This window comes from Photobacterium nomapromontoriensis, from assembly GCF_050336815.1.
In the GTDB taxonomy this organism is placed as follows: Bacteria; Pseudomonadota; Gammaproteobacteria; order Enterobacterales; family Vibrionaceae; genus Photobacterium; species Photobacterium nomapromontoriensis.
Map to the genome: position 1 here is coordinate 113,114 of NZ_JAKJSL010000023.1, position 22,201 is coordinate 135,314.

Here is a 22,201-nt window from a genome sequence, read left to right on the forward strand (position 1 = left end):
CCGCATGGTGACGAATTGAATCATTGCTGTTGGGAAGATTATTTGACAAAAAAATGACCGCCGCAAAAAATCAAAAATGCTTCAAAATGAAACCTTCAATTTTCACCACAACGTTCCAATTTGAAACATAAATTAAAGTAAGACTGCTTTTTTTTGAGAGAAGTAATATTTAACCAATAATCAACTCCACATTAAGAGCAAAATTCTACGTCTTGTCAAAATAAGAAAGAATAAACATATCGAAACACAGACGTTATTAATATTCATCAGTACACTGTTAAAGTGGGGGATAAAATCACAACGCCAACATTCATTGACCATAATATTCCCTCATTCAATTTATTCTCATTCTCACATTATAATTACAGGCCATTGAATACTCATTAGACATAAACAGTTACAAATTACCGGTATATTTGCTTTAAATGTATCCACACCGAAGTGATTATTCGCTAAAAGACTGACTTATGTCAGGTGTATGTTTCATATTGAAAATCATAGAAAAATGATGAGAGATATGTCACGCCGTTGCGGTATTGATGAATATATTATTAACATCTAAATTGCGCCATGCACACACACATCAGTGACCAAATATTTTCTAATATTCAAACTCACAACTACATTCAATAACGAGTCTCAAGCATAGACCAACGAGATGAACATGCCTTCAATCGAAGATAACAAGAAAAAATGGGATTTCTTCCAGAAACACCATTGGGTGTCACCTGAGTTTTCGCTGTCTCCTGTTTTAGAGTCATGGGAAAGATGCTCAAAGCAAAGCAGCCCCTATAACTGGTCCAAACCTCACATCGCTTCCGGCTATACCCTGTCCTCTTTAGTTAAACGAAATGAACGAATCATCGGCTGCGCCACTACCGTCATTGAAGATACCTACGATTTACTCAGGGATGAACAGCTAATGCTGTTTGTCACTGACGACAACGGCTGTGTTTTGTTTAGCATTGGTCATGACACAATGACTCGTGAAATGAATGATCTTGGAATTAAAATGGGGTGTTTTTTCTCTGAAGGAAGAATTGGTACCAATGCAGTCAGCTTATGTATTGAAACCCACATGCCAAGTGACGTTTTCGCGGCTGAACACTTTAATCGTCATTTACATGACTACGCAACGGCAGCCGCACCTGTTTTTGATACTTTTGGTAAGCTACGAGGTACCATTTCAATCATTAAACGCGCGGCAGAATATTCCAAAGAGAGCCTTGTTATCATCACGTCGTGTTCGAAAGAGATCGGCTTGCAAATCCATATCCAGAGCGAGCAAGAAAACATGAATCGCTTAATGTGTGCCCATAACGCCACGATGGAATGTATGGATGATGGCATATTGTCATGGAACAATGAAAATCGGATCACGATGGTCAACCATCAAGCAGAACGTCTGTTGAATATCAGCACCCTTTCCGTCATTGATAAAGACGTTTTTTCCATCATGCGTTTTCCGCCTAATATCTTAAGTAATATCGAAGCAAAAAATATCATTCGCCGCAAGCAAACCACCATTGAAGTCAATGGCGAGTTTCTTGAAGCGATCATTACCCTTCGCCCACTCAGTGACGGTTCAAGCCTTCTATTTGTGCATCCAATCGATAAAATCCGAGAGCTCGCACAACAACAAATTGGGGGGAGTGCCCGTTACACTTTCGATACCTTACCGGCTATTTCGCGCAAGATGAAACACATCATCACGGTGGCAAAGCGTGCGACTAAATCCAAAGCCCCCATTTTGATCACAGGGGAAGAAGGCGTGGGTAAAACCGATCTAGCGATGGCGATCCATAACGAGAGTGACTATAAAGAAGGGCCATTTATTACGTTGAACTGCCGTTCCATTAACTCGGAGCAAATGATTAGGGAAACACTGGGTTATGATGAAGGGCAAGGTCTGCCGTCTAAATTCGAATTAGCCCATAACGGCACCTTATACTTAGAAAAAATTGAGTATTTGAGCGCAGATCTGCAAGCGGTGATCCTTCGACTACTCAAAACTGGCTTAGTCAGCCGTTACGACAGCCAACGTTTAATCCCCGTAAAATTTCAGCTAATCACCAGTAGCGCTGCAGACATTAGCGAATACGTGGCACAACGCTCTTTTGGTCGCCAACTTTACTATGAAATCTCGTCAAATGAGCTGCACATCCCTCCGCTCAGAAAGCGCAAAGAAGATACTGAACATATGATTTTAAAAATCATCAATAGCTATGAGAAGCGACATAACATCGCAATATCGATGGAAAAAGTAGTTATAGATGCATTGATCAACTTCAGTTGGCAAGGTAACAACTCGGAGTTAAGAAACCGAATGGAGCGTATTTTACTCAATCGCAGTTCTAATCTGATTAAGCTCGACGATATTCCGGATGAAATTAAACTCAACCTAAACACGGGCAACGATCAGGAAAACCAGCCGATTTTGTCGTTAGAAGAAGTCGAGAAGAAAGCCATCATCCACGCATGGAATATCTACGGCGGCAAGATGAAAGAGATGGCTGCAGCATTAAAAATTGGCCGTACAACACTATGGCGCAAAATCAACAAGTTTGGTTTAGCGGATCAAATTGAGTTGAATTAAAGCCAACTAAAAAGCCCTAAGGTATTACTACCGAAGGGCTTGATATAACCACGTTACTATCACAGCAAATTAGGCTTTTACCGCCAAATCAATATGACGCACTTGCTCTTTAAGAGCCGAGAGCATACTCGCGCTGGCACTGAATTTTCTCAGCCCCAGTTGCAGCAACAACTCTGTAGCTTTCGTGTCACCCGCCATTTCACCACACATACTCACTGAAATTCCCGCTTTGTCACCTGCGGCGCAAGTCAGTTCAATCGCTTTCACAACAGCAGGTTCAAAATAGTTTACCAGCTCTGCAACTGCGGTATTTCCACGGTCTGCCGCCATGACATACTGGGTCAGATCGTTGGTACCGATAGAGAAGAAGTCAACTTCTTGTGCTAAAGCATCGGCATTAAATACCGCTGCAGGGACTTCAATCATGATGCCCACGGGGAGTACTAGATTTGCAATACCTAAATTTTTCGCTTCACGTTCTACCAAGGCTCTTACACGCCTAACTTCATCTACCGTCGCGATCATTGGGATCATCAGCTGAATATTGCTTTGCTCTTGGTGAGCACGGAGCACCGCACGAATTTGCGTTACGAACAACGCTTCATGGCTCAAACATAAACGAACGCCACGCATACCAAGGAAAGGGTTTTCCTCTTCTGGCATCGGGTACGCCGCTAATGGTTTATCGCCCCCCACATCAAGACTGCGAATGGTAATGGGTTTATCGCCAAACGCGGCTGCAATTTGGCGGTAGACCGTATATTGCTCATCTTCCGTTGGCAGTTCATCACTCGTTTGGAACAGAAACTCGGTTCTGAACAACCCAACACCTTCAGCACCGTTTTTTAATGCCGCATCAATGTCTTCAGGCCCACCGATGTTTGCCAGCGCGTGAATCACTGTGCCATCTGCCGTGATCGCTTTCTCTTGCGCACTATTCAGTGCCGCTTGTTGCGCTTCTAGCCACTCATGACGTTTCTGTGCCAATTCCGCCTGCATCTCTGCAGATGGTTCAAGCCAAAGCAAACCGCTAAAACCATCGACTGTAATACTTTGGCCCACTTTCACTTTCTCTAGGCAGCCTTGCGCTTTAACAATCGCCGGAATCCCCATGGCCCTAGCTAAGATTGCACTGTGTGAGGTTTTTCCGCCTTCACTTAAGCAAATCGCCATCACTTTTGATTTATCCAAACCCGCCACATCCGATGGCATCAGATCCCGTGCTAACAGAATGCTTGGCTGTTGAATAATAAGCGCCGTCTGCTTCGCACCAGTAATATGAATCATCACTTGGCGAGTAATATCAAAAACATCAGCTTCACGCTCGCGCATGTATTCACTGTCTGCATTGCGGTAGTCTTCCGCTAGCGCGTTGGCAGTATCCATCCAGGCCTGTTCTGCAATCGCGCCCGCTTCAATGTGCGTAATGACGTCTTGCCACCATTCAGGATCTGACAGCATCATAAGATGTGCCTGAAAAATGTCACCATGAGGTTGTTTGGCTTGCACCGTAAGATGATGCTTTACCGCCTCTACCGCTGTTTGAATGCGTGCCGTTTCTGCTAAAACAGACTCAAAAACGCGATCAGGAACCACGGGCATTTCATGAGCGAACAATACGGCTGGAGCCGTTACAATGCCACCGTTAACACTTAGACCCGCAATCGCACCCGCGATATTTTGGTCTATGGTGTATTGGTCTATCGCGGTCTCACTGGAAATGGCTTCATCTGCCGCCATTCCGTTTTGAACTAACTCCGCTTCACCAAAATGGGCATGCGCCAATGTACTGAACGCTTGAATCGCACTTTCGGCATCGGTACCGCATGCGGAAAAGATGATTTCATCGCCTAAACGAACACCCAGTTTTGCGATGTTATTGAGGCTTTTCGCGCTAACTCGCTGTTCGCCTTTTTGTAACCAAAGATCGCAACCAAAAGGTGCCAATTGACCGACAATCGCTGCCGCAGGACGAGCGTGAATACCGTGTGGGTTTTTCACAGCCCAAGTAAACGTCAGGGTTTCACCCGTTGCTTGCGAGACTGTGTCAGGCTGTGCTACTGGGCCAACGTCTTCACCTAAATGTTCACGTTTCACATCCAGCGCAGTGCGCGCTTCTGCGATAACGGTTTCAATGGCTAAACCAGCTGCCGCCGCAACGGATGCCGCCATGGTACCTTCCACGATAGGCGCCGCAACAAGCGCTACTTTTCCACTGATATCATCATCAAGCAGCTCCATGGCCATTTCAGTACTAAGCAATGCGCTGCCTAAGTCCATCAACACCACAGCACCTTGCTCATCGCAGACTTCTTCAATCGCAGCCATGATCGCGATGGCATCAGTCCCGATGGGGTTTTCCGGATCGTCCACACCAGCAGCGATCGCTAAATTCACCTTACCTTGCGTCATTTGGATGGCCAGTTCGGCCACCCCTTCGGCAAGACGTCGGCTATGAGATACAACTACAATCCCGACCATACTTAACTTCCTGTAACCGCCTGACGCAATGCTTTGATCATAATAAGTGAAGAGGTCGCACCCGGGTCTTGGTGACCAATACTACGCTCACCCAAATAGCTTGCGCGGCCTTTCTTCGCTTGCATTTCAATGGTCGACACTGCACTTTTTTCAGCAATCTCAACCATTTCATCTAATAGATGATCGGGGCTAATGCCACTCTCCAGTGACGCTTTGGTGGTATTGAGCACCGGTAGCCAAACATCACACATGGTTTTATCGCCTTGTTCCGCTTTACCCCGCGAGATCACGCCATCCACACCACCTTTGAGCGCATCAATCAGCTCGGCAAAAGAAAGCTGCTCGCGCGTCCCTAATGACGCAGCGGTACGAATAAACAAGGTGCCATATAACGGTCCACTGGCGCCACCAACACTGGATAGCAGTGTCATACCTGTATTTTTAAGGATGGTCGCAATGTTTTGCTTTTCCACTTTCGGCAGGGTTTCTGCCACTTTTTTAAAGCCACGATTCATATTTAAACCGTGATCGGCATCACCAATGTCGCGGTCTAAATCGGTGAGAAAATCCTGATTTTCTTCATACGCAACCGCACACAATTCCAACCAGTTGATGATTTGATTCTTTTCAATTTGCATCTGTTTATCCTCGCCTTACCACTTGATTGCTGCTGTGTCGACTGGGGCGTCGTACAATTCGATCATCTCTTTGTCTGCTTTCAGTAGCGTAATTGACATGCCTTCCATATCCAGCGATGTACAGTAGTTACCGACCATATTTCGAACTAGACGGTAGCCTGAGCTCTCACAGACTTGAGCCAACCGACGGTATACACCGTACAGTTCCGATTCCGGTGTGCCACCAAGGCCATTCACGATAGCGATATAGTCATGATCCGCTTCAAAGGGTTCGACTGTTGATTCCACGTCATTCCAGTCACCTTCTTCACGATTCCAGATCCGTAATGTGCGCGTGTAATCGATATTCTCGGTAAGCTCAACAAACATCTTGTCGACCAATTCATCAGCATTGGTGTATTTTATGCGCTCGATACCTGGTTCACCGTGGATACCCACGCCGAACTCCACTTCGTCGTCACTTAAAATAAATGACGGTTTACCCGCCGCTGGGACCACACAAGCATTAAGAGCGACACCGAACGAGCGGCAATTGTTGTTGATGCGACGAGCAAGTTCTTCACATTGTTCTAGCGAATAGCCTTTATCTGCCGCGGCACCAACGATTTTCTCAACCAATACCGTACCAGCGACACCACGGCGGCCTGCGGTGTATAGGCTATCTTTTACCGCGACATCATCGTCGATAAGGACTGAACCCACTTTGATACCATCGGCATGAAGCAGCTCGACGGCCGTTTCAAAGTTCAGCACATCACCCGTGTAGTTTTTGATGAAAAAAAGCACGCCCTCACCAGTGTTTACCTGATTACCACACTCATACATTTGATCCGGCGTCGGTGAGGTAAAAACTTCACCCGGGCAAGCCCCGGTCAACATTCCTTTACCGATGAAACCTGCGTGTAATGGCTCGTGACCACAACCGCCACCCGACACAAGAGCAACTTGCCCTGGTGTTTCTTCATGCCACATATAACGTGGTTCATACGTCACTTTAAGATCTTTACGAGAAGCCGCCAGACCTTCCATTTGCTGCTTCACAACATCTTCAACACTATTAATTAGCTTTTTCATCATTCCGTTCTCTTGTAATTCGAATTTCGTTTCGTAGGGTTAAAGCCATCTTAAATGGAGAAAATAGTCGCTCAATCAAAAAATATCCGTTCCACTGTGAAACGTTTTTCTGTGCGTTTTCGTATCACAATGAAACGAAATTCCACTGACCAAGGACAAGTTTGACCAATGCCAAAAAGCATTGCTTCTGAATGTTTTCAGCGTATACAGATTGTCACCACCATCATAATTCCAAGGTTATTCAGGGTGATTTACTTCATCATTTTTATTCAGTTCTCTACGATAGCGTTAACGTTGAAACAAAACATAACCACATTAATAAAGGTCTAAGAATCATGGATAAAATCATCATCAGCCCAAGTAAATATGTTCAAGGTGAAAACGTATTGAGCGCTATCGCGAGCTACGTAAAAACGCTGGGGAAAAACCCTCTGGCAATCGCCGATGAGTTTGTAACAGGCCTGATTGGCGACACAGTAAAACAGAGCTTTGCTGCTGCTGATATGCCACTTGCGATGGACATTTTTAATGGTGAATGTTCTCGTGTGGAAATTGACCGTTTAACCGACATTTGTGCCACCCAACATAATGACGTCATCATCGGTATTGGTGGTGGTAAAACATTGGATACAGCAAAATCTATCGCTCACTACACCAAGATCCCGGTCGTTGTGGTACCAACCATCGCATCAACAGATGCACCAACATCGGCACTCGCAGTGATCTATACACCGGAAGGTGAATTCGCAGAATACTTACTGTTCCCGAAAAACCCAGACATGGTCGTCATGGACACTGCGGTAATTGCAAAAGCCCCTGTTCGTCTATTGGTTGCAGGAATGGGTGATGCGCTGTCTACTTACTTCGAAGCACGCGCTAACATGACATCAGGCAAAGCAACAATGGCTGGCGGCGCACCAACGCGTTCAGCTCAAGCGCTCGCAAAACTGTGTTATGAAACGCTATTGGAAGATGGCTTAAAAGCAAAAGTAGCGGTAGAAAATGGTGTCAGCACGAAAGCGGTTGAGAACATCATTGAAGCCAACACCTACCTCAGCGGTATCGGCTTCGAAAGTAGTGGCCTAGCTGGTGCACACGCTATCCACAACGGTCTCACCAAGCTAGAAGAGTGTCACCATTTATACCACGGCGAAAAAGTGGCCTTCGGTACATTGGTTCAGCTTGTACTAGAAAATGCAGCAATGGAAGAGATCAATACGGTGCTCAACTTCTGCCGCTCTGTTGGTTTACCGACCAACTTATTTGAAATGGGTGTAAAAGAACTGAACCACGACAAACTGTTCGAAGTCGCACAAGGTGCCACAGCAGAAGGCGAAACTATCCACAACATGCCGTTCCCTGTAACAGCAGAAAACGTCTTCTCTGCGATTCTGACAGCTCACCAACTCGGTTTGAAATAATCCCCCATACAACCTCCAAGTAACGTTTAAAGGCAAGCATCAGCTTGCCTTTTTATTTCGCCTACTTAATACCGCTAGCAATAGCTTGCAGACTTCCAGTACGTTAAGTGTGTGTATAATCAAGCCCCCTCAACATGCTCATTTCAGTGCGCTCTGTTCGGTATCAAAGACCGTTGAGCAGGGAATGCCGCCTCTTAAGGTATTTGCCTTGATTTGAATACGCTTAGCTTCGTCTGAATCTTGTAACTTAAGGTCACTTGGGTATAGTAACTATCACTGTCAATCGGTCATTACAAAGCGTGACTAGATACACTAAAACCCCTTTTTCACAGACAATTAGAATACCCCCCCACCGTAGCCTCATTTCCTAACCAGCCATACAACCTATTCGACAGAAAACTCAGGTATGAAACTCAGACATAAAAAATCGGCCTCAACGATGTTGAGGCCGAATATCAAGCCAGCTAAGGATCATTCAATTACTTAAAGCAATCGGCATTATCCACATGAAGGCGCTTTTTCATATTCATATCGCGTCGTTAGGATAGCTGCTCGACAGGTAATGTTCCTGTTGGTTCTTGCTTGAGTTCATCCAAAACAATGCCATGTTTCTCGGCGAATTGCGCCACTTCTTCATCTGTCATGTACTTAATAGTGTAACCCGTCATCGCATAGAACGTTGCAAATGCCATTGAGCCAAAGAACAAGATACAGTACGGCAAATAGTCCATCGTAGGAACGCCTAACGTGGTTGCCATATACAAACCGGCTGCAGTCCAAGGGATTGCTGGGCCTGTCATCGTGCCGAAATCTTCTAGGGTTCTAGACAGTACGAGAGGATTTAAACGTAACTGAAGGAATCGACGCTGCATTAACTCAGTCGTAATTACCTTGTTTAGGCCATCAGATCCCGTCAGCATATTGATCACGATACAGATAACCCCACTACCCAAAATTGCTGATTTGGCGGTAACGATTTTCTTGGTCATTTCAGACATCGCGACATCCATCATGCGAGTCCCGGTTAAGATCCCGGCAAATGCCATCGCACAGATAATGAAGGCTAAGAAACCACCTTGATTATTCAAACCACCACGATTAAGTAAGTTCAGCACTTCCGGTTCTAATCTTGTAGGATCAACACCTATCATGCTCACATCAAAACCGCCCATGGTTGCTTGAACCCCGTAGTTCAAATCAAACCCTTGATACTGCCACCCCACTAAAACCGCAACCAATGAGCTCAGCAACATGGACGGTACCGCTGGCTTACCAATGAAGGTACAAATCAGAATCACCAACATGGGCAATAATGGAAGAATGCCAAATTTGTAGATACTGGCTAATTGTTCCAACAAACGCGTACTAGACTCTGAAACCCCACCGACAGAGTCTGCGGTATAGCCTAGGTAAAGAAAGAACAGTAAGGCAAGCACTGTTGATGGGATCGTGGTCCAAAGCATGTATTTAATGTGCTCATACAACGGGGCTTTGGTGACCGCTGATGCGAGGTTGGTGGTATCCGACAGTGGAGACAGTTTGTCGCCAAAATAGGCGCCGGTCACGATCGATGCCGCTAGCATACCCACATCAACACCTAAGCCAATCCCCACCCCCATCAACGCAACACCAATCGAGGCCACTGACCCCCAAGAGTTACCCGAAACGTAAGACAGAATGGCGGTCAACACAAATGATAAGAACAGCACCAACTCAGGCTTAATGATCTCCATGCCATAATAAACCATCATGGGTAACGTCCCGGAGAAACTCCAGGTCGCGACCATGAAGCCAACTAAAATAACAATAAAACAGGCTGGCATCACTGCGGCAAATTTATCGATAACAAACTGTTCTATTTGTTCCCACGTATAATTCAAGCGAGAGACTGCAATCATACCGGCACAAGCGGCAGAAATAAGTAAACAGACGCCGGTAGGCCAGCCTAACACTCCCATTCCGATGGCTAATACAAACACCATAAATATTATGGGCGAGATAGCTTCTTTAAAGGTCGGTAACCGTACCGCCTTATTTATTTCATTTAAATTAGACATAGTAGACCTTATTTATTTCACGTTTTGGATTTGGCGCACTAAGGTTTTATTTAAATACGCCATTTGTATTATTTGTTATTATTTTATGGGGAATTAATGGACTCGAACTTTCTGACTTTCCAATGCATTTTGAACTGAATTAATATCGACATCACGACAAACAACTTTTTGCTTAATCGCTATCGCAGCGGCAACACCTGCACCTTGTCCTGTCACCGCACAGCAAGCCATATTCCTTGTCGTTGCATGCGCAAACGCGTCAGAGTCAATTGCGCGACCACACACCAATAAATTTTCGATACCGTTTGGTAATAGAGCCCCATAAGGGATTTGGAAATAACGAGGTTCAAGAGGTAATTTCAACTTACCATTGCCATCAATGAATTCCGGAAAGATGCCAATAGAATCTGAGTGACGACCTTGATTAACAATATCGTTTTCAGTCAACCGAGTGCGCCCAATGATATGGCGAGATTCACGCGTTCCGACCGTCATACCAAAGTTTTTTAATACTGCATGTTCAAATCCTGGCTGCATATGTCGCAATGCCTCAATCGCACATAGCGCTTGTTTACGGCCTTCGATTTCTGCTTTTGTTAAATCGAAAACATCGGTGCAATCGATACCCGACATACTTTGAACGTTCATATAGTTCGCGTCACCATGATCGGTGATCGTGCTCCAACTACCGCCTAACGTAACCCCTTCTGGCACCAGCCCTTCCTTCTTGGCTTTGACAAAGACTTTACCCAGATATGGACTAAACATGCCTTGACAGCTTTCATGTATTTCATAAGACCAATTCTTATTATCTTCGTCTTTACCCCAGTCACTGTATGTGGGTTTGGTTTCTGCAATATTGGCAAAGAAACGGGCTTTATCGATATTTGAGCAGTTGAAAACCGTGGTAACACTCATCAATTTGTCACGAGACGGTTTGACAAAATCAGCCCCTGCAAACATCGCAATATCGGCATCACCAGTACAATCTATCACCACTTTAGCCAGAATCGCTTTACGTCCCGATTTACTCTCAGTCACAATGCCATGAACGGTATTGCCGTCCATCAAAACGTCGACAGCCATCATGTGAAGAATACGTTCGACACCGGACTCTTGAAGAAAATCATCGGCAACCACTTTAAACATTTCGGCATTAATGGCCTGACTCACCGACTGCACTTCAGGGCTGGTTGCGCCAAATGCTTTTGCTCGATCTTCAAACTCTTGTGCCACACCACCCGCATCCACGGTATGCTCATGACGCCACCAAGCAATCGACTCAACACCAGCGGTTGTCATCATGCCGCCAAAACACCCGAATCGTTCAACCAGAATCGTTTTTGCTCCTTCACGAGCGGCGCCAATCGCGGCGGCCATACCCGCAGGTCCCCCCCCGACTACTAATACATCAGTTTCAGCAAGCACTTCAATCTGCTTAGCGGGCTCGGTAATTGTTTTCATTATTCTATTTCCTTAATTTAACGTTGTTTATTTGATGCAATAAACAATTCACGTTATTGGTTAATTAAGAAAATATCAGAGAGCTATTTAAACCGTAATGAAAACCCTAAAAATTAGAATGGATTTGTGAGCGTAAAAAACAACTTATTCTTAAAATGGTTAATATAAATCGCTCTTTGTGGTGAAGATAACAAAAAACAATCTCAACCCTATTTCCTGTTTCAATATGAAACATCAATAAAGCCTCTGTTTCCATTTTGAAACTGACCTACCCCCCTCATTACGTCAATCAATACAACCGCATTTACGTATTGGTTGCATATACCATAAAAAAACCCACCGATAACGGTGGGCAAACAGATAATTAATCTGAACAGGATTTCACTTTACACATTCGATCAGGCTAAACATATCTCAACTTGAGCATTATCTTTAATATCAAATAACTGGCTTGGCAGTTCCAAGAGTGAACCAAATACGTTCACTGGCGAAGCGGCAACGGGCTTGTCTGCTTGGCTATAGGGGGTACTGCCAAAAAAGACACAAAATGCCTGCCCAGGCGGCCAGTAAGCCAAATCGCCCACTTCAACCTCAGTCTTAGCATCGGGACATTCATCTATAACCAAGGGGATTGAGAAATAAATTTCCTCGCCCCAGCGTTTAATGCGGCCCTTTATGGGCAAAGAGGACAAAATAGATTGCGCAGTATCCGTTTTGTTCAGTGTTGCCAAATAATCGTTATTATTGATACGTATTATTATGTTGGTCATCGTGCTCACATACTCCGGCCTAGGCCATTTCCGGCTGTTCTACCTTCTTGGTATTGAAGGGTTTAACCGCGCCGTGCTCCATCGTTAGTGCCACAATGTCTTGTGCACTCACCTCTCGAGAATAGACACCACGTTTAACCGCTAAGGCTGCCGCTGCACCCACCGCTTGTCCCATTGCCATACACGTACACTGAGCTCGAATCCCGGCCAGTGACACGCGGTCAGCAGACAAAATACGCCCGGCTACCGTAATCCGGTTAGAACCTTTCGGGATCAATGCGCGCATCGGAACCGCAGGGATCAAGCTGGCAGACTCATGAAAAATCTCATCACAGCCATTGTCTTCGTTGTGCATATCGATGTAGTTGAATGCGTTACAAATGGCATCTTCGTACTTCTCTGCGCCCATAAACTCAGGCTCTGTGACGATGTGTTCGCCAATCACTCGGTAGCCTTCACGCGATAATGCGCGGTTATACATGGTTTTTAGCACCGCACGTTCAGCACCTGGGATCTTGGTACGAACAAACTGATACATACGCAGCATACGCTCACGACCTTCAATGTTCGCCTTGGTCTGACCGTCGGCATCCGAAGTATCACAAGAATAAATGTGCGTCGAATTATGTCCCCCCATTTGTAGATACCATTGGAATGGATAGATACCGAAATACGCCCAGTCGCCTTTTTCCAACTCACCGTTGTCCATGGCTTTTTCGTAAATCTTTTGCACTTCGCCCTGCCACACTTGCTGCATGTCGATGCCTTCAATACGATATTCCAATGTACCCGGTTGACGCTTCGGTGACTTTTCAACGGCCAGGCCAAGCGCACGAGAAACATCCGCGTCACCGGAACAGTCGATAATTTCACGGCAGCGGGTAATACGTCTAATCCCACGCGCGTATGAGGTCACAATCCAAAAGTTGCCATCGTGCTGCATCTCACCGATAAACTCGTGGTAATGAATCTCAACCCCCGCCTCAATCGCGGCTTGCTCCGCAACGGTGGCGTAAATGGGCACATTAATATTGCTGTAATAAGCTGGTGTATCAACACCATACCGCTCTGACGGTGGCTTAATTCGCAGACCTTCAATTTCTTTCGAGCGGGAGAACAGCTCCCAGCCAATTCCTTGTACAACCGTTTCATTTGGTGAATGCCAGTGGTTGGGCATAAACACCCCGCCATCGGTCATGGTGCCGCCGAGCATTGAACTGGCTTCAATCAATGATACAGATACACCAGCACGGGCAGCCTGAATGGCGGCGATATGACCCGCTGTACCGCCACCAGCGACGACAACATCCACATTTTGCTTGATCGTTTTCATTCGCATACCTTGTTTCACGTTATTGGTTTTATTTATATTCCAATCAGTCAGACGGTTCTTCCCTGAGCCGTCTGAGATGACTGTTTAATGTGTTGTTATAAGATGGAAGATAAGGAACCAAAGTGGTACCTCAATAACCATGAATTAGTGAATACGTGCACCTTGTGCTTTCAACGTCTCTTGAAGCTTGGCGATATCAACATCACGAACATTCACTTCTTGCTGAACGGATACTGCCGCCGCTGTACCTGCGGCCTGACCCGTTACCGTACAGCACATCATATTTCGCATGGAGGTATGGGCGACAACATCAGCGGAAATACAGCGACCGGCAACCAATAAGTTTTCTACTTTCTGGGGCACTAAGCAGCTATACGGTATTTGGAAATAACGCCCTGTTGTTGGCAATATGAGATAACCGCTGCCATCGATGAATTCCGGGAAAATACCGACACTGTCATCACAACGCCCCTGGTTAAGAACATAATCTTTCTCAACACGCGTGTTACCGACAATCATCCGTGACTCACGCGTACCCAGCGTCATCCCAAAGTTTCTCAGGCGTGCATGTTCAAAACCCGGGACGTAATGACGTAGTGCATCAATCGCCCACAATGCCTGTTGACGCCCCCATTTTTCACCACGGGTTAGGTCTTGCATATCGGTGCAATCATAGCCGGATTCATAGACGACATTGAGCTGAATGGCTTCACCACTCTCCGTAAAAGTACTGTAAGAACCCGCAATGGCAGAGGCATCACCGGGAATGACGCCTTCCTCTTGTGCTTTATTGAAAACCTCTTCCAGATAAGGGCTAAACATATTGTCTTCCTTACCCGTTGTTACCATAGACCAATTTTTACCCCAATCTGCATAGGTCGGCTTTAATTCTTCTTTGATGTACTTTTGGAATTTCTCAACATCGACACCCGCGCAATGGAACATCTGAGTGACGCCCATCAGCTCTTTTTTATCCCGCTGGGTAAACGGCGCGTCAGCGCGAGCGGCAACATCCGCATCACCAGAGCAATCGACAATGCGTTTGGCTAAAATAGCTTGTCGACCCGATTTACTTTCGATAATTACACCAGAAAGTGTGTCTCCATCTTTAATGACATCAACAACCTGAGAGTGTAAAAACGTTTTGACATTCGCTTCATCGACCATACAGTCTGCAAGATATTTGAATCCTTCAGGATCGACCGCATGGCTGATTGATTGAGGTTCTTTTCTCGCAAATCCCGCTTCCAATGCCCGGACTTCAAATTCCCGGCCAATCCCTTCACAATCCACCGTGCCTTCATGACGATACCAAGCAAAACTCTCTACCCCAACCTGAGTCAGTACACCACCTAAACAACCGTAGCGCTCAATTAACACGGTATCCACCCCCATTCGCCCAGCGGCAATGGCAGCGGCGAGGCCAGCCGGTCCTCCACCCACGACCAATACATCGGTTTCAGCAATAACAGGGACTTCTCTTTGAGGTTCGATGATTTTCATGTTTATTTCCTTATACGCACCTCCTGTAACGGAAGGAGGTGCTTATGATGGGTCTGATATAAGAGTTAGCTTAAGGTCGTTGCTGGCTTAACGTCAGGTTCTGTACCTTGATCGTCTTCCGTTTGGTCAACAGGAGTATCCAAGTAAATACGACCTTGTTTATCTGCTGCGGGGAAGCCCTCAGGGAAATCAAGATTAATCTGCTTGATGAAACTTCTCGCCACGATACCGATAACAAAACAGAGTGGGAAACCGGTCAGAATCGATACCGTTTGCAGTGGTTTCAAACTCTCCGGATTAATGAAGTACAGTGCCAGCGATACTACACCCGCCAGAATCAACCAGAATGCGATGTTCCAGTGTGCCGGATCTTCGTTTTCTGCGATTTCATCTTGTGTAGCAGCGGCCAATGAGTAACCCACCGCACAGTGACCCGTGATATAAGAGATCAATGTGATAAGACCGAACGCGAACACAAACAGCGTACCAAGCGGCATTTGCTCAAGCATTGCATACACAACCGCACCACGCCCTTGCTCATTCATGATAGTCATTAAGTCAACTTGACCTGTCATTTGCATGTTGATGCCCATGCCTGGAAGCACCATGTAGAACACCATACAGCCCAATGAGCCAGCCAGCAGGCCTCCCATCACGATTTCACGAATCGTTCTGCCTTTGGAAATTTTGGCAATGAACAAACCAAACGGCAGTGCGTAAACCACCCACCAAGAGAAATAGAAAATCGTCCATGCTTGGGGGAAGCCGCCATCACGAATAACATCAGTCGCCAAGCTCATGTACACAAAGTTTTGTAACATCAAGCCTAAACCATCAACTGAAAGGTTTAGAATGTATGCTGTCGGGCCACACACAAGCAGAGCTATCAACATCACGACATCGGCTTTTACGTTCCAGTTACTCAGTGCCGATACCCCTTTTTTCAAACCCATAATCAGCGCCACAAGCGGGATAAAGGTCCACAGGAAGATAACAAAGGTGTCTAAAAACGCATTGCTCGATTCCCATCCCATTACATACACGATGGCATTAGAGATAAGTGGCGTACCCAGAGCAAGAGAGGTCATTACCCCGCCGACCATACCGAACATGTACAAGAAGTTGATCAAGTGCCCCCAAATGCCATCCACTTTTTTACCTAAGACAGGACGGGCAAACTCACTCATTTTTAGGGTTGGCTTTTTACGGACATAGAAACAGTACGCGATTGGAATGGCACACGCGATATACCAAGCCCAAGCAGAAGGTCCCCAGTGGAACATACCGTATGCTGACGCCCAGCGAGCAGCTTCAATACTGCCAGCCTCTACACCAAATGGTGGCGCTTGCATGATCCAGATCCATTCCACCGCTCCAAGATACAACACACTACCACCGGTACCAGACGTAAAGATCATGCCTAGCCATGTCGCCGTTGAGAACTCAGGACCATGCTCTCTGTCTCCCATAACTACACCGCCGTAGCGCGATATTGCGAGAAAAACACAGAAGACAACCACTGCAAAGGTCGCTAAGAGAAAAAACCAACCAAGCTCACCGGTAGTGAACGCATGCAGTTTGCCCATGACAAGCGCACTGGAGGTCGGGTTCATTAAAAAGAAAACTGCCATCGCGAGGGTCAAGATCGTGGCAGGCCAGAAGACCGCCTTATCGATTGCCCCTCTTTTATGTTGTGAGGTTTGATTAGTCATTATTTATGTCCACGCTACACGTTATTGTTTGAATACAATTACCTTACTGAACCATGAGTAATGGAGGCACATCTTTTGGTATTCCCATATCAATAAATTGACGCTGAATATAAAGCGCTCATCATTTGTCAGGTCAAAACTAACGGTTTATGACAGCTAACTGATTTTTATCTCAATGCGTAAAAACATTTTCAAATTGAAACGGTTTATTTTATTAAATGTTTCAACTTGAAACGCAAAGTAAAATAACGTTGCGCAGTTTCAGCTTGTATTCAAGGACATACGGCAACAGGATAAATGATCATACTGAGCTAACGCGTCCCCAACATTTTAAAGTAAACGAGTACGACATCGAGTGACCACTTGAGGATATTTATACCTTTACGGCCTACTAGGCTGCCTGACATAGCGTTATAATCTATTCTTGTGGCGTATTATTGATAGGTAAATGCCTTGAAACTCTCTTCTCTTCTTTGGCAAAAATGGCATGTGTTTTGGCTACATTTACGCCATGTTCTGGTCGCTCTTGCTGTCTTCATCAATGGATTGCTCATTCTTGAAAGTGTATGGGGAACATCATTCAATCTGATTGGGCTATTTCATATCGACAATTATTCATCCATGAACTGGGCGAATATTGCCAATGGTCCTTGGTTTTTGCTTGGTGTTTTTTTAACGCTCAACGCATTCGGATTGCTTTTTCGTGCCCGAATTGCGTGGGCGGTCAGCATCGTCTTGTTGCTGATCACCTTTGTGTTTACCTGGCATTTCTTCCCCGACTTAACCCATAGTCTGATCTTATGTGTGGCAACCTTAACCAGTCTTCTGTTGCTAGGAAAAGACTTTGACCGTTCCAGTGCCACCGCAGGTGGGATATTTGCCTTTATCAGCTTTACTGTGTTGTTGTTTTATTCAACATACGGCGCACTCTACTTTGGTGCGGGTTTCCATCCCGCAATAACCAATTTAACAACATCGTTTTACTTCTCTATTGTTACCATGACAACGGTTGGTTATGGCGACATCATTCCTATCACGGAACCTGCTCGTTTATTTACGACGTCAGTCATTATTGCGGGAATAACAGTATTTGCCACCTCGGTCACAACTGTATTTGGTCCCTTGATCAAAGGGGGGTTAAATAAATTAGTCAAAGGTAATCAAAAACAGATGAATAGAAAAGATCACTACATTATTTGCGGCACTTCGGTATTAGCCATCGCAACGACTAATCAGCTACTAGAGCGAGGGCTCAACGTCACGATACTAACCAGTGAGCCAGAAGATAATTTCCCAAAAATCCAGCAAAGGGTTAACAGAAACCTAGATATATTATCGGGCGATTACAGCAATGATGCCGTATTAAAATTGGCGGGGATTGAACATTGCAGGGCGATACTAGCATTGACAGATGACGATGCTGATAACGCATTCATCGTCCTGTCTGCGCGGGAGCTTTTCCCCACCACGAAAACAGTGTTAGCCGTCAATGATGCTAAAAACATGAATAAAGTCAAGCAGGTAAAAGCCGATGTGATCCTATCCCCGTTACTCTTTGGTAGTGAAGTATTGGCGAGTATCATGTCAGGCGAACCGTTAGATAACGATCGACTCATTGCTATGTTGCTCAATTCTGGCCATGGCTTATTTGATAAGAAATAAGGATATGCCCCGTGCACCACGGGGCGTTTCTATTTGAAATATGTAAGTCAACTAATAGCAGTGTAGCACCCACGATAATGCGGTTTCGTTTGCTATCAACGCAACACATGTAAGATCAATCTTCGTCTTCTTTTTGCACCATCAGCGGTGCGATATCGCTATCTTTTTTGATAACCAATGAATCGTCGGTACGCAGGCACACGCCGCCATAATTACCATCCACCGTAAAAGTACATACTTGCACGTATTTATTGGCAATCTTCGGTAAACACCATAACTCTTGATAGATATTTTTCTGATTATCGAACGAGCCATGAGTCTTATCTAAGATTGACTCATCGTGATTGACTAAATCGATATTGCTGCCACAACGCCCTGCAATAGGCTTAATCGCATACCCCGTTTGCTTAAGTTCGTCATTCACGACGAAATCGGTGTTTAACAAATAACGGTGATGAGGGAACAATGACCATAAAACAGGTAAAATCGCCTTATTACTTGGAATCAACGTCCATAATGGTTCAAACACTTTGACTTCAGGGCGGAGCAATACGTCAATCAGTCTGACTTTTATATCAGGGTACCCTGTATGAATAGGCACTGCCGCGTATTCATCACTGCTCACTTCGCGCACTTGATCAATTGCCGTTTCCCATGACCAGGTTTTCCACACGCAGTGAATTAACCGTCCATCATCATCAATAAGCTGCCCTGCATCATTCCAGTGGATACCGTCGAGTCCCCTTAAGATCTTGCTTTCAATACCCGCGAGCGTCAGTGCTTTTTGCATAAACAGCGCGTGATAATCTTCTTCTTCGTCATCATCTTGCATGATATGGACAAAGGTATGCTCTTGGCTGTATCGCCACACACTGGATAATTCGTTAAGCAATTCTTCAGCTGGCGTATCGGCATCAATATCACCACCCTGTTGTGCCCAGCGGGTAATTATTTCACACGCTTCAGTATGACAAGAAGCTGAATCTGCATTGTATTCGTAGACTTTTAATCCTCGTTCATCCATACAAAAATCAAGTCGGCCCGTTAGCATACTGTGCTGGCGCTGTTGCCATGACAGGCGCAGTCTAGGCCACAGGATTTTCGGAATATCAAACAGTGCAAGTAGCTCATCGCTTTGCATCACCTTCTCGGTGGCATGCAAATACATTAAATGCAACTCATTGGTTGCTTTAATGATTTCTTGCTCTGCTTTTGGTGTCATAGTGAAATATTGATACAAATCCTCATTTAAAACATAGTCATCGCTCGCCTTAAGAAAAGCATGCATTAATGGCTCACTATCTGCTATCCAATGACCATCAAACTGGCCTTTATTTTCACGCACCGCAGGCTGCATCATTAATACGTGAGGGTCAATTTTGGGCTGAGGTAAGCCATCATGATAGTCAGTATTATGGGTCATCCAACCCAATATTTCGGTATCATCGAAAGTATCTTGAATAAAGTAATGACCATTTTCGATATGAAGATTTAATTCTCGCGTCCATTGCTGACCACGAGGCAGGTAAGAGAAACTGGCATTTTGCTCCGCAATCATGACCTTATTGTCTTCAATGTGAGTGATAACAGCGACGTGACCAGTGCCTTGAAATTCACCACGGTCTGCCCAAATAAGCAAAGAGCCTGCGATTGGCGCTCGAATAGAACCATTTTCAAAGGCATAGAGCGGCACGATATGATTGTCGACGACCTTGCGGAGAAAGCGTAACGAGAAGATCTCATACGCCATGCCGACATCCGTAAACACCAAACCATAATTGACGTAATAAAAACGGCGAGCAAACTCAACGCACTGCCATTTATACCCCATATATTCACAATGCACATAACTACGCATTGACGATTCATTGGGGTATTGACTCTCATCCAGTTGACTATAATCCGAAGAATACATGGCGATACCGCCCGCAGCATAACCAATTATCTCGCCAAAAGAAGCGTCATTCGCACCATCATCACTCATAATAAATCGATTCCATTGTATAAAAAGGCTATTCGAACAAAATTTAAATATTCAATAGAATCAATACACTAGAATACGCCTACCCTATCGAGTAACAACTAGTCGATTTTAGTTTCTTAGTTATAAAATTTGATCGTTAAATAAAGAAATATCACTGACTTTGAATCATTTAATGCAAATCAAGATACTGATTGAGCACCATTGCGATGCTCAACGATACATACGGGGTATCTATAGATAGGGAAAACAGACCATTCAGCCCAAATGGCCATCAAACAGGCATGATGATTTAAATATGAATTCTACCTTTCATATAGAGAACCCCTTTACCAGATACAATGACGTGTTGACTTAATACAACACACTTCAAAATACCGCCTCGGCTAGAAGCTTGATATGCCAGCAAACTAGGCTTATTTAATTCTTCAGCCCAGTACGGTGCCAATCCTGCGTGAACAGAGCCCGTTACCGGGTCTTCATCACCACCATTTGCAGGCCAGAAGTAGCGAGAAATAAAATCATATTTTCGCGATGTTGAGGTAACAACAACATCATATGGCGCAAGCTGCTTCAACAGTTCTGATTCATACATAACATCAAGAACATCTTGTTCAGTGTTAAGAATGGCAAAATAAGCCTGCCTATTTCTCAGGACCTCTATCGGTTTTATTGATAAGCCTGAGATAAGTTGCTCTGGTATCACCGCGACAGGTTCTGGCTTTTGGGAAGGGAACGTCATCTCAATTTCATGATCCTGATTCAATATAACCGTTAAAGTGCCGACCTCCGCGGTAATAAATTCGATCTCATTCAGAACCCCAAACTCATGAAAGAGTATATAGGCCGATGCCAATGTAGCATGACCGCAGAAATCAATCTCAGTCAGCGGAGAAAACCAACGGATCTCATACTGATTTCCAGCAACATGCTTAATAAATGCGGTTTCAGATAGATTGTTCTCTTCCGCTATACTCTGCATTAATTGAGCGCTTAGCCAATGCTCTACTGGTACTACGGCTGCCGAGTTACCTTTGAATTGTTGATCCGTAAAGGCATCAACCACGAAAATATCCATTTCCAATGTACACCCTCCATTCTCTCACTACTTTCCCATTTCCATCTGATTACGTATGTAAGTTGGGATCGCTAGCTTATCTTCCAAGCTAGCGAATGTAGACTTAGGCATCGCCTCAACGATGTTATTTAACTCATCATAGCTAATACCGACAATCCTAGATGCCGTCATTAAGCCATTGATAAATGACTTTTTATCACGTTTTTTCTGCTCTTCGCTTGTTGGAATTAAGCAATACTCATGACACTCTTTAACGAGCAAAGCCAACAAATCCGCTTTCGGTGATCCCATGTTTATATCCATCATTCAATACATCGCACCATTATCAAATAACCCATGGAAAACTTCTAAGATATTGATCTAATTATAAGCTTATACTTTGACAATATTAAGACAAAGAGAAACGGTAAGGTGCGTACGAGTGAAATCAT

15 protein-coding genes are annotated in these 22,201 nt (G+C 44.9%); 3 read left to right on the forward strand and 12 right to left on the reverse strand.

Annotation, left to right across the window (positions count from 1 at the left end):
• The first annotated feature begins 664 nt into the window (after window positions 1–664).
• Complete coding sequence (gene dhaR / locus L4D12_RS09235) at window positions 665–2,596, forward strand: dihydroxyacetone kinase operon transcriptional regulator DhaR (RefSeq protein ID WP_428447543.1); 1,932 nt, start codon at window positions 665–667, stop codon at window positions 2,594–2,596.
• A gap of 69 nt (window positions 2,597–2,665) precedes the next feature.
• Here the strand turns inward: dhaR and ptsP are convergent, their stop codons facing one another.
• From ptsP to dhaK, 3 genes are read right to left on the reverse strand one after another with little or no spacing between them, the layout of a single operon-like run.
• Window positions 2,666–5,077, reverse strand: a complete 2,412-nt coding sequence (gene ptsP / locus L4D12_RS09240; RefSeq protein ID WP_428447544.1) for a phosphoenolpyruvate--protein phosphotransferase — start codon at window positions 5,075–5,077, stop codon at window positions 2,666–2,668.
• Between the two features lie 2 nt (window positions 5,078–5,079).
• Entirely contained in the window at window positions 5,080–5,715 is a 636-nt protein-coding gene (gene dhaL, locus L4D12_RS09245) for a dihydroxyacetone kinase subunit DhaL (RefSeq protein ID WP_428447545.1), read from the reverse strand.
• A 15-nt stretch (window positions 5,716–5,730) separates the two neighbouring features.
• Window positions 5,731–6,789 carry a dihydroxyacetone kinase subunit DhaK gene (gene dhaK, locus L4D12_RS09250; protein ID WP_428447564.1) on the reverse strand — a complete coding sequence of 353 codons (1,059 nt, stop codon included), beginning with the start codon at window positions 6,787–6,789 and terminating at the stop codon, window positions 5,731–5,733.
• 335 nt (window positions 6,790–7,124) lie between these two features.
• Between dhaK and L4D12_RS09255 the strand changes: the two genes are divergently transcribed.
• The gene (locus L4D12_RS09255) at window positions 7,125–8,210 is read left to right on the forward strand and encodes a glycerol dehydrogenase (protein ID WP_428447546.1); all 1,086 of its coding nucleotides are present in this window, start codon (window positions 7,125–7,127) and stop codon (window positions 8,208–8,210) included.
• Window positions 8,211–8,749: 539 nt separating this feature from the next.
• Here the strand turns inward: L4D12_RS09255 and nhaC are convergent.
• The 6 genes from nhaC to L4D12_RS09285 form a co-directional block, all read right to left on the reverse strand.
• On the reverse strand, window positions 8,750–10,267 hold the full coding sequence (gene nhaC / locus L4D12_RS09260; RefSeq protein WP_428447547.1) for a Na+/H+ antiporter NhaC: 1,518 nt from the start codon (window positions 10,265–10,267) through the stop codon (window positions 8,750–8,752).
• 93 nt (window positions 10,268–10,360) lie between these two features.
• A complete protein-coding gene (locus L4D12_RS09265) occupies window positions 10,361–11,731 on the reverse strand; it encodes an FAD-dependent oxidoreductase (RefSeq protein WP_428447548.1) in 1,371 nt (456 codons plus the stop codon).
• A 398-nt stretch (window positions 11,732–12,129) separates the two neighbouring features.
• A complete protein-coding gene (locus L4D12_RS09270; RefSeq protein WP_428447549.1) occupies window positions 12,130–12,501 on the reverse strand; it encodes a cyclophilin-like fold protein in 372 nt (123 codons plus the stop codon).
• Between the two features lie 19 nt (window positions 12,502–12,520).
• On the reverse strand, window positions 12,521–13,834 hold the full coding sequence (locus L4D12_RS09275; protein ID WP_428447550.1) for an FAD-dependent oxidoreductase: 1,314 nt from the start codon (window positions 13,832–13,834) through the stop codon (window positions 12,521–12,523).
• Window positions 13,835–13,978: 144 nt separating this feature from the next.
• Complete coding sequence (locus tag L4D12_RS09280) at window positions 13,979–15,337, reverse strand: FAD-dependent oxidoreductase (protein ID WP_428447551.1); 1,359 nt, start codon at window positions 15,335–15,337, stop codon at window positions 13,979–13,981.
• A 65-nt stretch (window positions 15,338–15,402) separates the two neighbouring features.
• On the reverse strand, window positions 15,403–17,049 hold the full coding sequence (locus L4D12_RS09285) for a BCCT family transporter (RefSeq protein ID WP_428447552.1): 1,647 nt from the start codon (window positions 17,047–17,049) through the stop codon (window positions 15,403–15,405).
• A 453-nt stretch (window positions 17,050–17,502) separates the two neighbouring features.
• Between L4D12_RS09285 and kch the strand changes: the two genes are divergently transcribed.
• A complete protein-coding gene (kch, locus tag L4D12_RS09290) occupies window positions 17,503–18,711 on the forward strand; it encodes a voltage-gated potassium channel protein (RefSeq protein ID WP_428447553.1) in 1,209 nt (402 codons plus the stop codon).
• A gap of 115 nt (window positions 18,712–18,826) precedes the next feature.
• Here the strand turns inward: kch and gss are convergent, their stop codons facing one another.
• The 3 genes from gss to L4D12_RS09305 all read right to left on the reverse strand — a co-directional run bounded on the left by gss (window position 18,827) and on the right by L4D12_RS09305 (window position 22,061).
• A complete protein-coding gene (gene gss, locus L4D12_RS09295) occupies window positions 18,827–20,695 on the reverse strand; it encodes a bifunctional glutathionylspermidine amidase/synthase (RefSeq protein ID WP_428447554.1) in 1,869 nt (622 codons plus the stop codon).
• A gap of 289 nt (window positions 20,696–20,984) precedes the next feature.
• Window positions 20,985–21,776 (reverse strand): PhzF family phenazine biosynthesis protein, encoded by a 792-nt coding sequence (locus L4D12_RS09300; protein WP_428447555.1) that lies wholly within the window; start codon window positions 21,774–21,776, stop codon window positions 20,985–20,987.
• 21 nt (window positions 21,777–21,797) lie between these two features.
• Window positions 21,798–22,061, reverse strand: coding sequence for a hypothetical protein (locus tag L4D12_RS09305; RefSeq protein WP_428447556.1), 264 nt, complete (start codon window positions 22,059–22,061; stop codon window positions 21,798–21,800).
• Between the last annotated feature and the right edge of the window lie 140 nt (window positions 22,062–22,201).